The sequence below is a fragment of the Paenibacillus sp. FSL R5-0470 genome (genome assembly GCF_037975205.1).
Lineage (GTDB): Bacteria > Bacillota > Bacilli > Paenibacillales > Paenibacillaceae > Paenibacillus_AQ.
This window is the reverse complement of record NZ_CP150238.1, coordinates 1,989,396-2,010,326: the sequence shown is the minus strand read 5'-3', so window position 1 is coordinate 2,010,326 and position 20,931 is coordinate 1,989,396. Positions and strand designations below refer to the sequence as shown.

Annotated in this window: 19 protein-coding genes; 3 read left to right on the top strand and 16 right to left on the bottom strand. The window is 43.3% G+C overall.

What is annotated here, in order from left to right; all coding sequences use genetic code 11:
* Positions 1 to 153: 153 nt before the first annotated feature.
* The 13 genes from MKY99_RS08640 to MKY99_RS08580 form a co-directional block, all read right to left on the bottom strand.
* On the bottom strand, positions 154 to 723 hold the full coding sequence (locus MKY99_RS08640; protein WP_149645896.1) for a manganese catalase family protein: 570 nt from the start codon (positions 721 to 723) through the stop codon (positions 154 to 156).
* Positions 724 to 773: 50 nt separating this feature from the next.
* A complete protein-coding gene (locus MKY99_RS08635; protein ID WP_042186389.1) occupies positions 774 to 1,040 on the bottom strand; it encodes a spore coat protein CotJB in 267 nt (88 codons plus the stop codon).
* A 3-nt stretch (positions 1,041 to 1,043) separates the two neighbouring features.
* The gene (locus MKY99_RS08630; protein ID WP_042186387.1) at positions 1,044 to 1,262 is read right to left on the bottom strand and encodes a spore coat associated protein CotJA; all 219 of its coding nucleotides are present in this window, start codon (positions 1,260 to 1,262) and stop codon (positions 1,044 to 1,046) included.
* 201 nt (positions 1,263 to 1,463) lie between these two features.
* The gene (locus MKY99_RS08625; protein ID WP_042186385.1) at positions 1,464 to 2,480 is read right to left on the bottom strand and encodes an AI-2E family transporter; all 1,017 of its coding nucleotides are present in this window, start codon (positions 2,478 to 2,480) and stop codon (positions 1,464 to 1,466) included.
* A 48-nt stretch (positions 2,481 to 2,528) separates the two neighbouring features.
* Entirely contained in the window at positions 2,529 to 3,023 is a 495-nt protein-coding gene (locus tag MKY99_RS08620) for a DedA family protein (protein ID WP_042186384.1), read from the bottom strand.
* Positions 3,024 to 3,030: 7 nt separating this feature from the next.
* Positions 3,031 to 3,555, bottom strand: a complete 525-nt coding sequence (gene pssA / locus MKY99_RS08615; protein ID WP_042186382.1) for a CDP-diacylglycerol--serine O-phosphatidyltransferase — start codon at positions 3,553 to 3,555, stop codon at positions 3,031 to 3,033.
* A 41-nt stretch (positions 3,556 to 3,596) separates the two neighbouring features.
* A complete protein-coding gene (locus MKY99_RS08610) occupies positions 3,597 to 5,351 on the bottom strand; it encodes a HAMP domain-containing sensor histidine kinase (protein WP_339269894.1) in 1,755 nt (584 codons plus the stop codon).
* Positions 5,348 to 6,028, bottom strand: coding sequence for a response regulator transcription factor (locus MKY99_RS08605; RefSeq protein WP_060624606.1), 681 nt, complete (start codon positions 6,026 to 6,028; stop codon positions 5,348 to 5,350). Before MKY99_RS08605 ends, MKY99_RS08610 begins: the two co-directional genes overlap by 4 nt.
* A gap of 164 nt (positions 6,029 to 6,192) precedes the next feature.
* Positions 6,193 to 7,521: a hemolysin family protein gene (locus tag MKY99_RS08600; protein ID WP_339271556.1), complete on the bottom strand. Its 1,329-nt coding sequence runs from the start codon at positions 7,519 to 7,521 to the stop codon at positions 6,193 to 6,195.
* Between the two features lie 51 nt (positions 7,522 to 7,572).
* Positions 7,573 to 8,709, bottom strand: a complete 1,137-nt coding sequence (gene yfkAB, locus MKY99_RS08595; RefSeq protein WP_149645890.1) for a radical SAM/CxCxxxxC motif protein YfkAB — start codon at positions 8,707 to 8,709, stop codon at positions 7,573 to 7,575.
* A gap of 231 nt (positions 8,710 to 8,940) precedes the next feature.
* Positions 8,941 to 10,044, bottom strand: coding sequence for an HD-GYP domain-containing protein (locus MKY99_RS08590; RefSeq protein WP_339269892.1), 1,104 nt, complete (start codon positions 10,042 to 10,044; stop codon positions 8,941 to 8,943).
* Between the two features lie 145 nt (positions 10,045 to 10,189).
* Positions 10,190 to 11,017 (bottom strand): undecaprenyl-diphosphate phosphatase, encoded by an 828-nt coding sequence (locus MKY99_RS08585; protein ID WP_042186371.1) that lies wholly within the window; start codon positions 11,015 to 11,017, stop codon positions 10,190 to 10,192.
* A 72-nt stretch (positions 11,018 to 11,089) separates the two neighbouring features.
* The gene (locus MKY99_RS08580) at positions 11,090 to 12,529 is read right to left on the bottom strand and encodes a bifunctional UDP-sugar hydrolase/5'-nucleotidase (RefSeq protein WP_339269890.1); all 1,440 of its coding nucleotides are present in this window, start codon (positions 12,527 to 12,529) and stop codon (positions 11,090 to 11,092) included.
* Between the two features lie 136 nt (positions 12,530 to 12,665).
* Between MKY99_RS08580 and MKY99_RS08575 the strand changes: the two genes are divergently transcribed.
* The 3 genes from MKY99_RS08575 (at position 12,666) to MKY99_RS08565 (ending at position 15,361) form a co-directional block, all read left to right on the top strand.
* Positions 12,666 to 13,379: a molybdenum cofactor biosynthesis protein MoaE gene (locus MKY99_RS08575; protein ID WP_339269888.1), complete on the top strand. Its 714-nt coding sequence runs from the start codon at positions 12,666 to 12,668 to the stop codon at positions 13,377 to 13,379.
* A gap of 77 nt (positions 13,380 to 13,456) precedes the next feature.
* Positions 13,457 to 14,497: an HD-GYP domain-containing protein gene (locus MKY99_RS08570; protein WP_339246409.1), complete on the top strand. Its 1,041-nt coding sequence runs from the start codon at positions 13,457 to 13,459 to the stop codon at positions 14,495 to 14,497.
* Between the two features lie 615 nt (positions 14,498 to 15,112).
* On the top strand, positions 15,113 to 15,361 hold the full coding sequence (locus MKY99_RS08565) for a hypothetical protein (RefSeq protein WP_042186363.1): 249 nt from the start codon (positions 15,113 to 15,115) through the stop codon (positions 15,359 to 15,361).
* A 69-nt stretch (positions 15,362 to 15,430) separates the two neighbouring features.
* On the opposite strand, the gene MKY99_RS08560 is transcribed toward MKY99_RS08565, so the two are convergent.
* From MKY99_RS08560 to sufB, 3 genes are all read right to left on the bottom strand, one after another.
* Entirely contained in the window at positions 15,431 to 17,290 is a 1,860-nt protein-coding gene (locus tag MKY99_RS08560) for an ABC transporter ATP-binding protein (protein WP_042186361.1), read from the bottom strand.
* A 5-nt stretch (positions 17,291 to 17,295) separates the two neighbouring features.
* A complete protein-coding gene (locus tag MKY99_RS08555; protein WP_042186359.1) occupies positions 17,296 to 19,056 on the bottom strand; it encodes an ABC transporter ATP-binding protein in 1,761 nt (586 codons plus the stop codon).
* A gap of 472 nt (positions 19,057 to 19,528) precedes the next feature.
* Complete coding sequence (sufB, locus tag MKY99_RS08550; protein ID WP_042186357.1) at positions 19,529 to 20,926, bottom strand: Fe-S cluster assembly protein SufB; 1,398 nt, start codon at positions 20,924 to 20,926, stop codon at positions 19,529 to 19,531.
* Positions 20,927 to 20,931 lie beyond the last annotated feature (5 nt).

Below are 20,931 nucleotides of genomic sequence, written 5' to 3'. Positions count from 1 at the left end.
GATCATTTCTGCCATTAACCACGTTTCTTAATTATATCATTTTGTTCACCCGAGCAGTTCCCACAATCATTTATAACAGAGAAAAGACCGTCTCCATCAGGAGCGGTCATAAAGTTCATTAATATATAAATAATAGTAATGCGACAACTTCTCTCAGAACACCCGCTTCTGATCCCGGTCATCAATAATAATCTGGACGGCTTCTTTAAACCGAATCGCATGAATAATTTCCCGCTCCCGCAGGAACTTAAGGCTATCCTGCAGATCCACATCATCCGTCATATCAATCAGCCACTGGTATGTAGCCCGAGCTTTTTCCTCCGCTGCAATGTCCTCATACAAATCTGCCAGCGGGTCACCCTTAGCTTGAATATAAGCAGTTGTAAACGGTACGCCTGAGGCATTATTGTAGAACAAGGCATGATCATGTGCTGCAAAATGCGGTCCTAATCCAGCTTCCTCTAATTCGCAAACCGACGCATCCTTTGTCAGCTTGTAGATCATCGTGGCAATCATCTCGAGGTGGGCGAATTCTTCTGTAGAAATATCGTTCAAAACGCCAATAACTTTATCCGGAATCGTGTATCTTTGATTCATATAGCGCAGGGCTGCGGCGAGCTCACCGTCGGCTCCTCCGTATTGCTCACTTAAATAACGCGCCATCCGGATATCACATTTACCGACCCGTACCGGATATTGCAGCTTCTTCTCATATATCCACATTCGGGAACTTCCCCTCCTCTAGAAACTTAGTTCCTTACAGTACACACTTCTTACACCTGCCAAGGCCAAGGAGCCTGATTCCATTCCCACGGACATTTCGAATAAGCGCGACCAAAATTCTGCAGCGGACCATATAATTCCTGAAATTGATTCGCTAGCTTGGTACGTTCCTGAGTCAGTTGATTAAATTGTTCAATACTTCTTAAATCATCTGGATGAGTGTTCAGATATAAGTTTAATTCCACCAAGGCAAAATCAAGAGTCTGCAGCTGTTCAAGCATTTCATAATATCGTTGATCGCAAGGGTTTGCCTCCATAGTCTACTTCCCTCCTCCTTTGCACTTAGATTCATACGGGCTGAACAGTGCTGGCCAGAGCGTGCCATACTTCAAAGCTTCCTGTAAACTAAACTGCGGAAGATCGGGTGGCTGAAAGTTAATGAACTGATTCGGTGGAACTACATATGTCTTGAATGGTACCGGTGGGCAAGGATCAAACGGGCCCCTAAACGGGGTATACCTCCGTAGCTGTGATTCCATTTTTCGTACCTCCTTTGTTCCTGTTCCTTGTTTATTACTCCCTTAGCTAACTTATGACAGCAGGACACATTATAAAACGTTATTTATAAAAAAAGCACTGGAGCAAGATTGTCATGCAATTGCACAACAAATAAGCTGCCTTCGGAAAAGTACCGAAAACAGCTTATTATTTGGATCTTATTGAATATTAAGATCTAGACTTCACTTTTTTGACGAATCTTCGTGGGTAATCTCAAGGATATCCAACATAAAAACAAAGATGGGAATGCCAAGAAGAAGTCCCCAGACACCTATATAATGCTCAGAAAACAACAACACTATAAAGGTGTAGAACATCGGCAAATTCATTTTTGTGGACATCAACTTTGGGTTCAAGAAATACCCTTCGATAAAATGTAATACCGCAATAATCGCCAGCACATAAGTGACTGTTGTCAGACCGCCGATGTTGTAGCCGATGATTAAGAGCGGAATGAGCGAAATCAAAAAACCAACCACCGGAATGAGACTGAGCAGAAAAATCAAGATCGATAAGGCAAATAAATATGGGAAGTTAAGCAGCCACAAGCCAATAATAGTAAGACAGGTGTTGAATAAGGCAATGAGAATTTGCGCTTCAATTACTTTCCCAAAGGAAACGATGAATTTTCGGCTAAAATACTCCAGATCTATATAAAACCAGGCAATTCGGCTCTCTCTCATTCTAGAAGTGAAACTGACAACCCGGTTCTTCTCCAGAATAAACACAAAACTTAGAATGGTCGATATAACGAAAGTCGCACCCCAGTTGCTAACCTTCAACACATAATCGATACCTCTTTTGATGTAGGACTGATAGTTAAGGTCCCTGAGCATATCATACAAATACAATGTAATCTTGTTCTGCGGGAGATCTTCTGGTTTGAGATTGGTAAGGAAGATGGTTAATTGCTTAATCTGTTCCAATACTTTAGGGAGATATTTAGCAAGGGCCAGTACAATCACTGCGATTAAAGCGAGGTATAAAATGACAATAATCACCTTACTGTTAACCTTCATAAATTTACCAATTCGTTTACTAAGCAATGTCTGAAAGCTGTTCATGACAAAAGCAATCAAAAACGTCAGCAACACCAGATTAAGCATCCCTCGAATACTGAACAGCAGCAACCCGATAAGTGCGAGAATAAAAAAACGCCTGGTGGTTATATTCGCGTAGAATCGCTTCAATACATTCATAGATCTTGCTCCATTCGATTGCGATTAATATTGCTGATCATCCACTGGCTATAAAAAGGAAAACTTAGCCCCCACAAAAAAGCCGATGGAAACAAAAAGGAGTGACCAGGTTAGCGCTCCTGCAGTCGTTATGAGTATATATTTTTTGAAAGACATAGCACTGATTCCAGAGATATAGCTTGATACATGCCTCAGACCGGGAATGAAATAGGCAATGAAAATCGCCCAGTTGCCGAACCGCAAAAACCATCTCTTCATACTGGCAAAACGCTTGGGTGTAAGGCCAACCCACTTGCCGAATTTTTCTACCACAGGTTGCCCTAGTCTTAAACCAATGGTATAGCTGATAAGCATCCCGGTGATAGATCCCATGAAACAGACCAATACCGAAAGTGAAAAGTCCAAAACCATAACGGAGGATAAATAGCCTACAAACAGCATTAACACCTCATCCGGTACAGGAAGTCCGATAATCCCAAGTGCCATAAGGGCAAATATGGCTAAATATCCGTACTGCGAAATGATCTCAATAATCCAAGGCATGGGTGTATCACTTCCTGTTGAAGGATTTTTTAAGTGACGGAAATGGAATACGACTGACCATCATTACAGACAGTATTGCCATTAATACGATGACCAGTCCTGGTTTCATGCGTTCATCTAGTAAAGAAATCATCGACAGAATGACTCCAGCAGCAGTAATGGGCATCCCCACGAACCCTTTGGAAGGTGCCGATAGATTAAATCTGGCCAAACGAAGTGCACCACAGATCAAAAAGAATACTGAAGCTGCAGGTCCAATCCAGTGAGCATCTTCTAACCTATACAATAAGATAAGGAAGGTTGGCGCTAAACCAAATGATATAATATCCGCCAATGAGTCCAATTGTTTACCGAATTCACTGGTACATTGCAGTATTCTTGCCAGTAATCCATCGAGTACATCGCATATTGCCGCAAGCAATATCATAAATAAAGCCAGGCTGTATCGTTCTTGAATCGTGAAATACAAAGATAGTGATCCGAGTCCCAAGTTTGCAAGTGTGCACATTGAAGGCAACCAATTCAATTTCATACGATTTCACCCCTTTCATTGTAGTATTTTTGTTGATCCGTTTAACCTTCAAAGGTCACAGTAAAGCTGACGCCGTTCTCCGTATTTTTCACAGTATAAAGACAAGCGTGCATATCTAATATTCGCTTCGCAATGGAAAGCCCCAGACCTGTACCGCCCGTCATTCGACTGCGAGATGGCTCAGACCGATAGAACCGTTCCCAGATTTGCTCTAGCTGATCTTCGGGGATGGATTCTCCTATATTTTGAACAGTGAATACAATAGTCTGGGCATGACTCTCAATATTGACGGTGATAGAACTTCTTTCTTCCGCATGTCTGATAGCATTGGTCATAAAATTCAGCAGAACTTGTTCGATCCAGTTCACATCAGCATATATCGGTAATTCGTTTGCAGGAATAATGATGACCTCCAAATGTTTTTCACTCAGCAAGTGAACCAGCTTGTCCGTCACCTTTTCCGTCAGTTCACTTAACATAAAGGAAGTTTTCCGAAGTTTAATCGTGCCCGACTCCAACCGCGCTAGATCTAGCATATTTTTAACAAGAAACTCCATTTTATCTGCTTCCTCAATAATCACCTTAATGTAGTGATCCTGCTTGCCGGCGCTAACGCCGTCTTCTAATCCCTCGGCAAAACCTTTGATAATACTGAGCGGTGTCTTCAATTCATGGGAGGCATTGGCAAAAAAGTCCTGCTGCATGATCTCCATTCTTTGTTTCTGCTCCATATCCTCAACTAGCTGCTGATTGGCCTCTCTTAACTCTCGTAAAGCAGAATCCAGACTTAGTGATAAGGTGAACATGCTATTAGAAAGACTGCCTAGCTCATCCTTCTGCCGAATCGATGTGTCCCCTGTAAAGTCCAGAGAAACCATCCGTTTGGCTATGTTGTTTAACTTAATTAGCGGACGTGTTACCATTTTCGAAAAAAAGAGAGAAAGAACCAAAATCAGAACAATGCCGCCTATCCCCAGATATAAAAAGAACCAACGCAACGCCTCGTTCGAATCCTTGACTTCCTGTAATGAGGTGACTGTGAATAGTAGTTCAATTTCTCCGGTACTTTGTTTAAGGGGTAAAATAATCACCGTATTGCGACTCCCACTCCAGGGAGCAATCCAGTCTTGCTTCTGTATTTTCAAATTCTTGAAGTCGTTTATCTGCGCCGGTGTCAAAGGAAACCATTCCTCTAGAGCTTCAAACAGTATTCCCTGGCGTGGATTCCATATTTTCAAATCAGGCAATACAATTTCTGTAACAGTACCTGAAGCGTGAATCATCCCAGTCTCTTCCGTATCCCCTATTGTTCCGGTCTCTTTTTTTGTAATACTTATTGGGTAGATTATAGCGGGTGAAGAACTGTCTTCATCCAGTAGTTCGCCTTCGATGCTGAGCTGATCATCTACTTTAATGTTCGCTGCTCTAAGCGCATCTCCGTACTGATTCATGAATAGGGATAAAGAAACAACCATACTCTTTCCATCATCATCGATTAACTTTATATGAAATGGATCTTCCGAATTCATCTTTCCATCCAGCTTCAAAATAACCATTTGTGTTTTATTCCGCAGCATAAACCGAACGAGCTCCTGAGAGGTTCGAGTGCTTCCCCACGGCTCGCTTATATATCTTGCAGCAAAGCTTTTAAGATGTTTCTCCACGCGGTTTTCTTTTTGCTTCTGATAGAAATTGTCAAACAACAGCAATTGGCTTAGAATGACCATGCCATAAAAGCAGAGGAAAAAGATAACGGTCATCACAAACAGTTTAAAAGTAATTCCCCGTCTTCTCATGCCTCTTCCTCGAACATGTACCCTGTGCCAATCACCGTACGAATAAAACGTGATTCATAACCCAATTTACTTCGCAGCTTTTTAATATGACTGTCCACAACTCTAGAATCTCCTTCAAATTCAATTCCCCAGATCCGACTAAGGATCGTATCCCTTGAAATGACAATCCCTTTGTTTCGTATTAAAAGCCATAAAAGATCATATTCCTTAGGGGTAAGCTCCACTTCCGCATCTTCTACCTCTAAGCGATGAGCTAAGGTGTTAAACATCGCGGAACCAAATTTTATTATGCTGGATTCAGGCTGATGAGAGCCTTCAACACGCTTCATAAGTGCATTTGCCCGGGCTACCAGCACCTTTGGACTAAATGGCTTTGTAACATAATCATCGGCTCCTAATTCAAAGCCGTAGATTTTGTCGTCATCCGTAGACTTGGCGGTTAACAAAATGATAGGTACCGCTGATTTTTCACGAACTTCACGGCATACTTCAAAGCCATTCATAGCAGGCATCATGATATCCAAAATCAGCAGATCCGGCAGTAGTGAGTCAAACCAAACCAATGCATCTATTCCATTATCGGCTTCGAGTACTTCCCAATCATTCTGTATGAAATAATCAGACACCAGTTCACGAATACGAATTTCATCCTCAACGAGAAGGAGCTTTTTTTTCAATCTAGACCCCGCTTTCAAACCATTTATAAATATTAGCATAGTCGAACGCTATGTCCTTTATGTGTCCACAAAAAACTCCTCCTGTCATGAGCCATGCAGCTCTAGCAGGAGGAGTTCACTTTATCCCTGAACATCCGGAACAATACTTTACTATTTTCAATAGGTTATTCTTTATTTCCGTCCGGCTCTGATGGATTTTCTTCGTTCTCAACAGGGGGTTCCCGATGGATATTAATTCGAGTAATCCGCAATCTTGTCGATTCCTCGACTTCAAATATCACATCTTCTACTTTAACCCGTTTTCCTTTGGTTGGATTCCCCTCCAGCTCCTTAAACAACCAGCCACCAATGGAATCCACTTCATCATCCTCGATCACTACACCCGTAAGATCGTTGACATCTTCAATCAGCATCCGGCCTTCAACGGAAATATAATCACCATTACGCTCCACACTCGGACGCTCATCTTCGAATTCGTCATGCAGATCGCCTACGATTTCTTCCAGAATTTCTTCTGCTGTCAGTAGCCCGGCTGTACCGCCGTATTCATCGACAACTAGCGTTAGCTGAGCTTTATTCTTCTGCATAAAACGAAGCGTATGGCTAATCTCCATCGATTCCGGCACGTTAAGGATTGGTCGAACCAGCGTCGTAAGATCATTCTGCTGCTCAAGTGGAGCAAACAGCAAGTCGGTAATATGAATAAAACCAATAATACGGTCCTTGTCTTCAAAAGCAACCGGATAACGTGAATGTCTTGTTTCGGTAATAATCTTCATATTTTCTTCGAGCGAAAGATTGCTGTACAGCACATCCATATCCGTACGAGGCAACATGACTTCACGGGCGAGAAGATCAGAGAATTCAAAGATGTTATCCATCAGCTTCATCTCATCTTTATCAATGACACCACTCTTAGCACTCTGATTCATCAGGATACGAATTTCCTCTTCCGAATGAGCTGCCTCACTCTCATTCGCGGGCTCAACACCCACTAAACGAAGCAATGCGTTCGCCGATGCATTCAGTATCCAGATAAAAGGCATAAAGAGATTATAGAAGAACATCAGCGGTGCCGAGAGCAGTAGCGCAGATCCTTCTGTTCTTTGAATCGCAAGTGATTTCGGTGCAAGCTCACCAAGTACAATATGTAAAAATGTAATAATCGAAAATCCGATAACAACAGAAACAGTAGAAATCAGAGTACCGTCGGTAATCCCCATTTTATACATTAACGGTTCAACGAGCAGCTCTGAAATGGCCGGCTCACCGACCCAGCCTAATCCCAGTGACGCGAGTGTAATCCCAAACTGGGTGGCAGATAAGTAAGAATCCAGTCTCTTATTTACCTTGAGTGCATATCCAGCCATTTTATTACCTTCACTGACAAGTTGGGTCAGACGAGACTGCCTGACCTTAACTAATGAGAACTCCGCTGCTACAAAAATACCGTTCAATAATACGAGCACCAGAACAAGCAAAAGATTAAGCATTAATCTCCCTACTTCAAATTCCGTATGCGCCACTTTAACAACGCCTCATTTCTACAGATTGATCGCTTTTCTAGTTTTGAAATCAACTTCCGGATAATACATATCCGCTACTAACAGGTTAGGTCCGCAACAACCTGCTGCATCGCAGTAACAATTCACCTTCTGGTTCAGCGGATGCTTCGTCTGCCAATCGATAAATATATCATCCAGTTTTTGGTTGTCTATGTTACCAAAGGCTGCGATATCAGCGAAATCTGTAACGAAAACATCTCCAGTAAACATATTAACGTTCACACGATTCCGACCATCCGGATCGTTACGAAGCGTAACATTCTTCTCTGCGCGCATTCTACTTAGCAATTTCTGATCTTCTTCAAGGAAGCTGCAAGCAAAAAACGGAAGCGTGCCGAACAACATCCATACCTCTGGATCACGCTGGTCCAGTAACGAATGGATCGCTGTCCGCATTTCATTTAAAGATAACACTGGCAAAGCGGAAGCAAAGCTCGAATTGTACATCGGATGAACTTCATGGCGTTTTGCTCCCATGTCGAGAATCAGCTTATGAATTTCAGGCAGCTTAGTGTGGGTACGGTAATTAATCATAGTTTCCGCAGAAATTAACATACCATCCTCACTTAGTTGGCGAGAGTTCTCAATCATTGTATTATATAGCCGGTAAGCGGCTTCCTTAGCAACCGCATGACCACTGTTCGCAAAACCGACTTCATGAAAATCGTCACCGTTCACATAATTAAATGAAATATGCATAACGTCCAGATATGGAAGCAGCTTCTCATAACGGGAATACGGCATCGTCAGATTAGAATTAATTTGGGATCTGATTCCCCGCTCTTTGGCGTATTTCAACAATGGCACAATGATATTATCCACCGTTCCGGCGCGGAACATGGGCTCTCCGCCCGTAATACTAATAGTTTCTAGATGCTCAACTTCCTCTAAACGGTCTAGCATGTTCTTAAGCGGTAGCATATCTCCTTCTTTGGAGGTTAGACTATCACCAACAGCACAGTGCTCACACCGCATATTGCATAAATTGGTTACAGTGAATTCCACACTCGTTAGCACATGGCGGCCATGCTTACGTAGAGAAGTGATTGGATCCCATGGATCGTAACTTGGCGACAGCTCCCTCGGTGAAGATGTTAATGGTCTTAAAACATTCATTTGTACTAGCTCCTTTAAATCTTATTCCTATTATTAACCCAAAATCATGAAGAAAGAACGATGACTTACCCTATATCATACCACGTTAGTCAAAAAAACTGCACTTATGATGTCTTTCTGGCCTTCTATACTTGCCCTACATTTCAAAAAAATAAAAGCAGCGAGACGAAAAATAGGCTTCCGATATATCTTCGGACAAGCCTAATCTTCTCTCCACGCTGCTATAAATAATCAATTTGGCGTTTCCAGAGAACCGCCTTGTTCTGCGACGTCAATAATAACAACGGAGAGGGCTTTACTAAGATCTCGTTCAAACGGTACGACTTTCTCTCCTTCAGGACCCGTAAGCACACGTACGGCGGGTCTGTGAGGCGTACTTGGATCTATTTTGACCACAACCCCGCTCTCCCCCGTACTGAGCTTCACCGTAAGCCCCAGCGGATAGATAGCTACGCGATCTCTAAACAACTCTAAATGCTTCTGCTCATATAAAGTACCGGAACCAACATAGAGCGCCTCAACGGCTTGATGTGGCAGCATAGCCTTTTTGTAGACCCTATTGGAGGTCATGGCATCGTAGGAGTCCGCTACACCCAGCCACTTGGCATATTCATGGATTTGGGGTCCTGTTAATCCGCGAGGATATCCGGAACCATCAATGCGTTCATGATGCTGCAAGGCACAATGTGCTGCGAGCAGCGGGATATTCGGCTCCTCCTTTAGAATCTGAAACCCAATCTCGGTATGAGCCTGCATGTGGCGGAATTCTTCATCACTGAGCCTGCCGGGTTTCTGTACGATTTTTATCGGGATTTGTGTCTTCCCAATATCATGCAGCAGTGCGCCTAGCCCAATCACTCGAAGTTCCTCTTTACTATACCCGTGAGCAATACCAAGCACTAAAGTGTACAAGCAGACATTCAGGGAATGGACATATAAATAGTTATCAGCAGTGTGCATATCCATCAGCATGATCATCGGATCTTCTTGTAAAGACATATCGTCTAAAATGTTATCCATGATCTTAGAAAATTTTTTGTCCAGATGATACAGACCCTTGGTAATTCCTGAAGCCCCAGACATTTGCTGAAATTGATTACGAATCACCTTTAGGGCCTGATTGCGCGTCTCATCCTGTAGAATACCAGTAATCACAATATCGTCCGTGACAGAATCCTCTATGTAGATATAGCCGATATCAATTCTTGCAAGACGCTTGATCAATGCATCCGTAAGCTCTACCCCGTCCGCGAGTAGAGTTAGACCTTCATCATTATATATTTTTTTACCTAATTTCATGCCTGCTTGAAGCTGATTCACGGATACTAAACGCACTAAACTCACTCCTGCCTTTAACGGTAAAATGCTATTCTGTATTGAAATCCTTGGGTCACACGCTTTGTCTATACCGTTTCTATGGAAATTCAGACAGGTGTACCTTAAAGAAAATCAGATGTGTCTAGGTCTATGCCAATGGGCATTAACGCATAATAAACAACCAGAATACAGCAGCAAGAATAAATCGATAGATCGCGAAATGCGTTAATCGAATCTTTTGAATCCATTTCATAAACAAAATGACCACTAAATATGCCACTACAAAAGAAATCAGAAAACCAATTACAAAATAACCAATCGTCTCACTTGTGAAGTTTTTATACGAATCCAGCAGTTCATACCCGGAAGCCGCACACATAATAGGAATGGCTATGAGGAAGGAGAAATCCGCAGAAGCCTTATAGCTGACCCCGCTTAACATCCCCCCGGAAATAGTAGACCCGGAACGGGAGAAGCCCGGCCAAAGTACCGAAATAATCTGATACAATCCAATCGCGAGCGCCTGTCCGTAAGACAAATCATCCAGTTCGTGAGCAGTAATTCGTATTTTGCGTCTGTTCACCCATTCTGCAACAATCATTAGAATCCCTCCGGCCACAAGTGCCCAGAGTACAGTCGAAGCTCCAAAAAGACTTTTGATAAAATCGCGGGCAAAAAATGCCACAGCAAGTGCTGGGGCAATCCCGAGAATCACATGAATTAAGTTCAGACGGGATGCCGGCATAACGCCTCCTCTACCTGAACTACTACGTCCAATCCCTAGCAAATTGAGTACTCGCTTGCGGTAAACAAGTGCAATCGCCAAAATCGCCCCTAGTTGAATTACAATTTCATAAGTCTTCATAATCGAATCTTGCTCAGCGAAACCTAATAGCTTCGTGGTCAAGATCATGTGTCCGGTCGAAGATACAGGAATAAATTCAGTGATTCCTTCGACAATTGCTAAAATAATAGCTGTAATCGTGTCCATAATGTCCTCCTATTTTTGGGAATCTAGCACTGTTAAATGGAGTCTATAAGTGTAGATTATGAGCTGTCGGCCTTATTCAGACTTAGCCTCCCAGCGAGTGAGCATGCATTCATCGAGGCTGTTTGGACGCTGTAACTCCATCCGCAAGAGATCGCGCAAAAAATGTGGCAATAGAAACAAAGCATCCTTCCCATTCGCGATCGTCTCATAGCCGGCCCTGAAAGTAAACATGTCCAGCGTACCAACATTATACTCTCTTTCATCCTCCAGTGGGTTTCCTTCGACAAAAACTGCAACACTCTTATCATACGGTATCATTAGTGGGTCGTACAAGATTTTTAATCCATCTACTGCCAAGCTGCCCAGATGATTCCCGCGGAAACCGTACCCGTAAATGACCTTACTATAAAACTCCTCTGTAAGGCTCTGTTCCAAAGCTGTGCGAATATCTATACCCTTCAGCTTAATGATGCAAGTATTGATGGGAGAAGGACAAAGTGCGTGCAGCATCCCTGTCGTAACCTCGCCTTCGGGCAATGGTCCTAGCAGCTGACCCGTGTTAACTAATGACATACTAGTTCCTGTAAATCTACGTACTGCTTGTGCCAAAAGATTGCCAAAGGGGGACTCTCCCCGTAAGTTCAAAGGAAGCTCACGGTCAGTAATCGCAGCGATCGTCTGAAGAGATTCTTGGCCATGCTTCAAATGAATAGCGACTGCAGGACCTATAACCTCCTCCTTTAGAAGGGGGTCAATAGGAATACATCCACCCGTCACTAAGCTGAAATCAGACTGAGGATCTAGTCGCTCAAATTGTAGACGCCCGAGATACCGACCGAATTTCCCAGCACCGCATACGGCAGTACCATTAATCATAATAGGCTCTTCTAACAGATGATGCGTATGTCCACCAAGAATGGCATGTACGCCCTCTAACCGTTCTGCCAGAATTTTATCCGTAGGAAGTCCGAGATGAGATAGAACGATTAAAATATCCACCTGTGGCGCTAAAAGTAGGCATTGTTCCCGGAGTGCTGTCTCAGGATCTAAAGCATCCCAGCCCAAAAGGGAATAGAACGAAGTAAATGCCGCTGTTGCTCCGGTCACTCCAATTCTAATTCCATCCTTCTCCAAAACCGCATGACGCTTCATCCAGCTTGGTGGCTCTCCTGTCGAAGACTCTACAAAATTACAGCATACTACCGGACACTGTAACCCGGAAAAAATAGATGACAACATCTCCTGAGAGAAAGTGAGCCCCTCATTATTGCCAATGGTTACAGCATCATATCCTGTTAAGTTTAATACGTCGATGTTAGCCTGACCCATAGTGCCTTCTGTCTCAACAGCTGCACGATCCATATGATCACCAATATCCAGCAGCAGTACAGGCTCTTCTCCCGCTGCAGCCCTTTGTGCGGCGATTTCCGCTGCCACCGGACTTACCATTTCAAAATGGCTATGTATATCATTGGTATGAAGTATGGTCAGTCTTTGTGGCACATGCCCCATAAGCAACATCCCTCCTACCCTTGAGCTGCTCTTTAATGAAGCAGTCGGTGCGTGATCTTATAGAGCCTAGCATAACATTTTCAGACACATTATGGTATATTGAAGACATCAGATCATACATCAGAGGAGAATAAAAATGCATATTACTATCCGACTATTCGCGGGTCTGGCTGAGACAATCGGCTCTTCTTCTCTGTCCTTCCAAGCGACTGAGATTCCCTTAACAGCTGGCAAGCTAAAGGAGCTTCTATCTGCCTCTTATCCTAATGCAGCATCCCAAATTGGGGCTTCTTTAATTGCCATTGACCGGGAGTATGCTCCTGATGATTCTATCATCACAGCGTCTTCCGAAGTCGCACTTATTCCTCCAGTTTCCGGGGGGGAGAATGGCACTATATATGAAGCTACTACTGATGGTCTCTATAGCATAACGGACCAGCCTTTAAATGCAGAGAAGCTTCTAGATGACGTTCTTGACGTCAATCACGGAGCATCCTTATTATTTATCGGCACTACACGTGAAATGACCGGAGAACAACGTACAACCGTACTTCATTATGATGCCTATATTCCTATGGCCTTAAGTAAACTAGAGGAGATTGGTAAAGAAGTGAAGAACCGCTGGAACGCAAACTGCGCCATATCTCACCGCATTGGGCTTGTAGGTTTAAAGGAAGCAAGTGTTATCATTGCCGTCTCCACACCTCATCGCGATACCTGCTACGAAGCCAGTCGCTTTGCCATTGAACAATTGAAACAGACGGTTCCCGTTTGGAAAAAAGACATTAATGAATCGGGCCAACATTGGGTGAACTCTGATCAAAAAGCCAGTGATACAATCCACAAATAATCTTTTCTCCTTTTTGATTGAAAAATCTGAACTTTGTTGATATTCTGGATAAAATCGGATAAAAGGTGGCATAGGCATTGAGAGTACACGTCTCGGATCTAAAACCTGGTAATCACCTTAACGCGGACGCGTATAGTTCTAGGGGTTTACATGTACTACCAAAAGGATCACTGCTCCAAATAAATGATATCGCCAAGCTGATGCAGCTTGGAGTTGATTATGTTGATATCGAGACGTTAGAAGAAGAGGTATCACCCCTCAGCAGACCTTCAATTATTCAGACGGTGACCACTAGTTTTGATACCATGATTGACGGCTTCGAGTCTCTTTATATGGAAGCGTTATTAAAAGGAAGCTTCAACCAATCCGTGGTAAACGACATTCTTCAGCCTTCGCTTCAAACTTTGGACAAGCATAAAGATGTAGTGTCCCTCCTGCTTTTGCTAGATCGGGAAGATAACTATACCTATAATCACTCCCTTCAGGTAGGCATGCTCTCTTATTATATTGCGATATGGCTTGGTTATTCCAAACAAGAATGCTATGAAATTGGTCGTGCAGGCTATTTGATTGATATTGGAAAATGCCGAATTTCACCCTCTCTCTTGAATAAACCAGGGAAGCTAACGCCAGATGAGTTCGAGGAAATCAAACTACATACTAAGTACGGCTACGAAATTATACGTAATTCCATGGACGATTCTTACACAGCTTTGGCTGCGCTCCAACATCATGAGCGTGAGGACGGCTCTGGCTATCCGAGCGGTCTAACCAAAACTGATATTCATCCTTATGCACAAATTGCAGCTGTAGCTGACATTTATAGTGCGATGACTTCTAAACGAGTCTATCAGTCGAAGCAAGAGCTTATTTCCGTCCTGCGTGAAATTAACAATCTAAGTTTCGGTAAACTGAACGCTAAAACCGTTCAAGCCTTTATCCAGCATTTAATGCCCAACTTCATCGGCAAGCGTGTGTTGCTGAACACAGGTGATATTGGCGTAATTATTATGAACAATCTGGTCGATATTTTCCGACCACTGGTAAAGGTTGACGGAATGTTCGTGGATCTTTCCCGCGAACGGAACGTTGCCATTGTAGAAATTTACATGGACTAAGGCATTTCGATCCCTCCCAAACCCTCCCTTCCAAGGGAGGGCCCCAAGGGCTCCGCCCTCTGGACACCCGGAAGTTTGATGTATACTTGTGGCGATGGTGGATAGAAGGAACGCCTTGTGTAACCTCACCTTGAGGCTCCTGCTTTGCTGGCGCAAAGATCGGGGCCTCAAAGCTATCTTTCGAAATCCATGATCCCCCGTTTTCTTTCGGGGGATTTTTTCTGTTGTATTTTGCACAACAGAATTTATGAACGTAGAGCTGGATTGTAGTTCTGTTGTATTTTATGCAATCAAAAATAAAGAAAACGTCTTTTATAAGCACATTTTCCTAATACTGTTGCACAAAGTGCAGTAGATGCTATTTTATGAGTGGATTCGGAGCTTTCTATTGTAAATACTGCAATAGAAAGCTCCGAATCCAGGTTCCTTATTCCTTACCTTCTTTAATCTGTACCTACCTAAATTCTTCCTTCCTACAAATCCCCAACAAATCCTCCCATTGCCCATAATCCTTAGTCAGTTGTACCCCTCCTATCATTAATCTCTTGATGATTGAATTACACTTTTCTTGGCGAGACTAATATGTGGTTTAAATATTTCTAGGAGGTAAAAAGTATGCTTCCAGTCCATGAACGTCTTGCCGAGCTGTTCACTCTAAGTCGTCTACGCCAGCTTACAGCCTCCGAAGAAACGGAACAACAGCAATGCCTTCAGGTGAATGCCACTTACTGTTGGGAGATGGCACGACTACAGAATGAAATACTGTTAGCGGAACAAACAACGGATACACAGTGGCATCAGGATATTTGTGCCCAAATGTTTGAGCTACGTATAACAGGTAGATTACCTAAACGCCCGAAATAATTGGACGTACGATATAAAACAGCCCACTCCTCATTTGCTTTCGCAAGGGGAATGGGCTGTTGTTCTTTGCTATAGAAAGCGGAACTGCGCTTCTATTAATCCGTTATACACACCATCACGTGATGTCAGTTCTCGGTGGGTTCCTTCTTCTTTAATCTCACCATGGTCCAGAACGACTATTTTATCCGCATGGCGAATGGTAGATAGTCTATGAGCGACGATAAAGGAGGTCCTGCCCTGAAGTAAGATTTTGAGTGCCTCTTGAATCTTCAGCTCCGTCTCTGTATCAATACTTGCCGTAGCTTCATCAAGGATCAGAATTCGTGGATTCGCCAATAGTGCACGGGCAAAGGAGAGCAGCTGACGCTGTCCCATGGACAAGGCACTACCACGCTCTTCTACCTCTGTCTCATACCCTCCAGGAAGCTTCATAATAAAGTCATGGGCATCTACTGCTTTCGCGGCATTTTCCACTTCTTCATCGGTAGCATCCAGTCGACCAAATCGGATATTATCGCGAATCGTTCCTGAGAAAATGAAGGTGTCCTGCAGCACGATTCCGATCTGCCTTCTCAGACTATCTAGAGTAACTTCACGGATATCTTCACCGTCAATCGTAATTCTTCCGCTCTTAATATCATAGAACCGGCCAATCAGGTTAATAATCGTACTTTTCCCCGAGCCAGTATGACCCACCAGCGCGATCGATTGCCCAGCTTTTACATCCAGATCGATGCCCTTTAAAGCCGCCCGACCTTTTTCATATTCAAAAACAACCTTATTAAAGTTAATATCTCCACGAATCGTCCCTAGTGGTTTAGCCCCTGGATTATCTTGAACCGAAGGCTGCTCATCCAAATATTCAAAGATCCGTTCTGAGGAGGCCATCGCTACCAGCAGTTGGTTATACATCTGCCCCAGACGGTTGATCGGGTCCCAGAAGTTGCTGACATAAGAACTAAACGCTACCAACAAACCGACAGTAAGCTCGCCAGATTGGATGAGATACGCCCCTAACCAAAAGAGGATCATCGTTCCAAAACCACCAGTGATCTCGATCATCGGCCCGAAAGCTTGGTTCATCGCAGAAGCTTTATTCCAGGACTTTTTGCTATCTGTATTCATAAAATCGAAATAATTCATGTTTTCACGTTCTTGTGTATAGGCCTGTGTGACTCTGATCCCCTGAATCGATTCGTTCAAGTGAGAATTAATTCTAGAGTTCTTCATCCGCACATCCTGCCAAGCGATCCGAATCTTCTGCCGTAGCTTAGTAGAAATAAAGAACATGATCGGAACCGTAACCATTACTGCAAGACCAAGTTTCCAGTTGATCAATAACAGAATAATGGTAATCCCTAAAAGCTGTACACAGTCAATCATCAGATTGACTACCCCGTTCGTGAACAAATCCTGCAGTGAGTTGATATCATTCGTCACACGTACTAATACCGAACCTGCTGGGCGTTTATCGAAGAAGTTAAAAGAGAGCTTCTGAATATGCTTGAACAAGTCAGAACGCAAGTCATAAATGACTCTTTGTCCAATGATGTTCGTGTACTTAATCCGGTACACACCTGCAATCCATTGAATGAGATATAAGACAATGACACCTGCCGTAAGCGAATAAAGAAGTGTTAAGCTTGGATTCCCAACCTTAGGCGCTATAGCACGGTCGATAGCTAAACTTGTCAAGAAAGGAACGGTCAGCTTCGTAATGGTTCCCAGAATCATCATGATAGAAACCAGTGGAAGCATCTGTTTGGCGTAAGGCTTCATATAGCTGAATAATCTGGTGAACTGCTTCCAGTCAAACGCTTTGTCGATCACATCATCATCTTTGTACACGAAACGTTCATCAAGTGTCTTCTGCTCGGCTGCTTTACGCTTTGCTCCCGAAGCGGTGTTCTGTTTGGCTTCAAGTTTCATATGCCTCACTCCTCCCCTCTTCCGGTAGCTCTGGCCAGATAGTCAGCATATTGTATCCGGTATACATCTTGGTATGGACCCGGAACTTCAATTAGCTCCTGATGAGTACCACGCTGCTGAACATGACCTTCGTTCATAACAATGATCTGATCCGCATGTCGCAAGGAGGATATCCGATGGGCGATTATAAGTGTTGTACGCCCATTCATGACCTCCTGGAATCCCGCTTGAATCTCATGTTCCGTTTCCATATCGACCGCACTGGTCGCATCGTCGAGGATGAGGATACGCGGATTCTTAAGCAGGGCTCTTGCGATCGCAATCCGCTGCTTTTGTCCGCCAGAGAGACCCATCCCGCGTTCACCCACTACAGTGTCATAGCCGTCTGCCATCTCCATAATGAAATCATGCGCCTTTGCCAGCTGTGCAGCACGGATAATCTCCTCCATGCTTACATTTTTCAAGCCATATGAAATATTGTTGCGGATGGATGAGGAGAACAGGAATGTTTCCTGGAATACGGTGGCAATCTGTGACCGCAGGCTGCGCACACTGTACTCTCTAATATCAATGCCATCCAGCGTAATACTCCCTTCATTGACATCATAAGCACGCATCATCAGTTGAGTAATAGTGGATTTACCTGAACCTGTGCCTCCAAGAAATCCGATAATTTCACCTGATTTAGCTTCAAAATGGATGTCAGTAACAGCAGGCATTTTGTTCCCGTACGCAAAGGTGACATGATTAAAGGCAACGTCCCCCTTAACCTCGGAAGGTACTAGTTCACGGGCATCCTCTTTATCCTTAACATCAATTTTTTGATTAAGTACTTCAAGTACACGTTCTCCCGAAGCTTTGGACTGTGTATAGTTATTAATATGAAAGCCTAGACCCCATACCGGTCCAATGATGTACCAAATCAAACTGAAGAAGGCAACCAATTCACCTAGTGACATTTTCCCGTTAATGACGAGTGTACCACCTACGCCTAACAGGATAGCTATACTTACCGATGCTAGAAGCTCCATGACCGGAAAAAACTTACTCCAGAGCTCAGCGGCAAAAATCTGATTATTCTTATAACGTTCATTACGGTGTGAGAATTTTTCAACTTCGTGAGCCTCTCTAGCAAACGATTTGACAGTTCGCACACCCGTGATATTCTCCTGTACAGCCGTTGTCAGAGAACTCAGCGCAAGGCGCATCTCTTGGAAGGCCGGATGAATCTTGGACTCAAATCTTAAAGCTACTGCTGCCAGAAATGGCATAGTAATCAAAGTAACCAATGTTAGCTGCCAATTAATGGTGAACATCATGATAGAACCAAAGAGCACCATAAAAAACACATTTAACAACTGAGCAAAACCAAAACCGATAAAGTTCCGAATCGCTTCCAAATCCCCGGTCAGCCGGGACATCAGATCTCCTGTTTTCGCGGTATCATAATAACGGAAAGATAGAAATTGTAATTTCTCATAACAAGCGTTACGTAGCCGATATGCTAGAAAATTACCTAACCGCCCTCCAAAAAAACCATGTGCAAATTGCAGGCATGCTTTTACGATTACTACAGCTAACACACTGAGAGCCAACACGGGCACCTCTTTAAACTTGAGTGGAACAATTACTTCATCGATCAGCTTCCTTAACAAATTGGGGGTAATTAGCCCCACTGCAGTTGCGGCGGCCAAGCATACAATCGAAAGAATCAAATAATGTAGCTTCTCTCGGTAATAGCCTCGCAGTTGCCTGAGAACATCCATATCTCTCCTCCTTAAAGCTTTACGAAGTAAAGCTGCTTCGTAAGCATAGACTTAGCTTTACAAAATAAAGCTATTTTTTAGCGCTTTCAATTTTAGTGACTTTAAGCAGTGTATCATCCCTAATTTAAAGCGGCAAAGGGTAGAATTGAGCGTTTATCCTGTTATTTCGGAAAAAAGACCCATATATAGGTGATAAACGACCATCATTGTCTTAAAATACTCGAGTTTCCTCCTTAATGCTGTTGAATTAAGAAACATCATGATCCTTGATCTGATCACCCCCTCCAAAATAAACTTTTATCAAGCTTATTTGCATAAAATTTGGATTTAACCTTCTAGAATGAAAATCCCCATCTCAATTTGCAATAAAAAATACGTATTCGAGTGACTTGAGCATAAAAGCATCAAGATCACTGCGAATACGTATTTTGTATTACTTATTAGAATGAAGCCGGAACCTTGAAGATCAAGGTTAACCGATACTTCCTTCCATTTCGAATTTTATCAAACGGTTCATTTCAACCGCATATTCCATCGGCAGTTCTTTGGTGAACGGTTCGATGAAGCCCATAACGATCATTTGAGTTGCCTCAGCTTCTGTTAGGCCGCGGCTCATTAGATAGAACAGCTGCTCCTCAGAAACTTTGGATACCGTTGCTTCGTGCTCAAGCACGATGTTATCGTTCATGATTTCATTGTAAGGAATCGTATCCGAAGTGGATTCGTTATCCAAAATGAGTGTATCACATTTAATGTTCGATTTCGCACCTTCTGCCTGACGGCCAAAGGAAGCAAGACCACGATAAGTTACTTTACCGCCGTGCTTACTGATCGATTTCGATACAATAGTTGATGTTGTGTCTGGAGCCAAATGGATCATCTTGGCACCAGCATCCTGATGCTGGCCTTTACCCGCTACCGCGATGGACAGTACTGAACCTTTAGCTCCACGGCCTTTAAGAACAACCGCAGGGTATTTCATAGTCAGCTTGGAACCGATGTTGCCATCGACCCATTCCATCGTAGCATTCTCTTCTGCAACCGCACGTTTAGTAACGAGGTTGTAGATGTTTGGAGCCCAGTTCTGAATCGTAGTATAACGAACGCGTGAGTTCTTCATACACAAGATTTCAACAACCGCACTGTGCAGAGAATTCGTGCTGTAGATTGGCGCTGTACAGCCTTCTACATAATGCACGAAGCTATCTTCGTCAGCGAGGATCAAGGTACGCTCAAATTGTCCCATGTTCTCGGAGTTAATACGGAAGTAAGCCTGCAAAGGAACTTCACATTTCACACCTTTAGGAACGTAGATGAAGCTTCCGCCTGACCAAACTGCACTGTTAAGTGCTGCAAATTTATTATCGGTTGGAGGGATGATCGTCCCGAAGAACTTCTTAAGAAGTTCTGGATGTTCACGCAGTGCAGTATCGGTATCTGTAAAAATAACCCCTTGATCTTCAAGGCTCTTCTGCATGCTGTGGTATACAACCTCAGATTCATATTGTGCCGATACGCCGGCGAGGAACTTCTGTTCCGCTTCAGGAATACCCAGCTTATCAAAGGTTTCCTTGATTTCGGAAGGAACTTCTTCCCAAGTCTTCCCTTGTTTTTCGGAAGGTCTTACATAATATTGAATATCCTCAAAATCTAAATCATCCATATTGCCGCCCCATGTAGGCATCGGCATTTTACGGAACTGTTCAAGGGATTTTAAGCGGAAATCAAGCATCCACTGTGGTTCATTTTTGATTGCTGAAATTTCTTTAACAATTTCGGCCGTCAAACCTTTACCAGACTGGAATATCGACTTATGCTCATCACGGAACCCGTATTGGTACTCTTCCATATCAGGCGCTTTCTTAGCCATGGTGT

Coding starts and splice junctions, on each gene's coding strand:
- MKY99_RS08640 (WP_149645896.1), bottom strand. CDS start 723: ATGTGGATATATGAGAAGAAGCTGCAATATCCGGTACGGGTCGGTAAA.
- MKY99_RS08635 (WP_042186389.1), bottom strand. CDS start 1,040: ATGGAGGCAAACCCTTGCGATCAACGATATTATGAAATGCTTGAACAG.
- MKY99_RS08630 (WP_042186387.1), bottom strand. CDS start 1,262: ATGGAATCACAGCTACGGAGGTATACCCCGTTTAGGGGCCCGTTTGAT.
- MKY99_RS08625 (WP_042186385.1), bottom strand. CDS start 2,480: ATGAATGTATTGAAGCGATTCTACGCGAATATAACCACCAGGCGTTTT.
- MKY99_RS08620 (WP_042186384.1), bottom strand. CDS start 3,023: ATGCCTTGGATTATTGAGATCATTTCGCAGTACGGATATTTAGCCATA.
- pssA (WP_042186382.1), bottom strand. CDS start 3,555: ATGAAATTGAATTGGTTGCCTTCAATGTGCACACTTGCAAACTTGGGA.
- MKY99_RS08610 (WP_339269894.1), bottom strand. CDS start 5,351: ATGAGAAGACGGGGAATTACTTTTAAACTGTTTGTGATGACCGTTATC.
- MKY99_RS08600 (WP_339271556.1), bottom strand. CDS start 7,521: ATGCTTAATCTTTTGCTTGTTCTGGTGCTCGTATTATTGAACGGTATT.
- yfkAB (WP_149645890.1), bottom strand. CDS start 8,709: ATGAATGTTTTAAGACCATTAACATCTTCACCGAGGGAGCTGTCGCCA.
- MKY99_RS08585 (WP_042186371.1), bottom strand. CDS start 11,017: ATGGACACGATTACAGCTATTATTTTAGCAATTGTCGAAGGAATCACT.
- MKY99_RS08580 (WP_339269890.1), bottom strand. CDS start 12,529: ATGGGGCATGTGCCACAAAGACTGACCATACTTCATACCAATGATATA.
- MKY99_RS08575 (WP_339269888.1), top strand. CDS start 12,666: ATGCATATTACTATCCGACTATTCGCGGGTCTGGCTGAGACAATCGGC.
- MKY99_RS08565 (WP_042186363.1), top strand. CDS start 15,113: ATGCTTCCAGTCCATGAACGTCTTGCCGAGCTGTTCACTCTAAGTCGT.
- MKY99_RS08560 (WP_042186361.1), bottom strand. CDS start 17,290: ATGAAACTTGAAGCCAAACAGAACACCGCTTCGGGAGCAAAGCGTAAA.
- MKY99_RS08555 (WP_042186359.1), bottom strand. CDS start 19,056: ATGGATGTTCTCAGGCAACTGCGAGGCTATTACCGAGAGAAGCTACAT.
- sufB (WP_042186357.1), bottom strand. CDS start 20,926: ATGGCTAAGAAAGCGCCTGATATGGAAGAGTACCAATACGGGTTCCGT.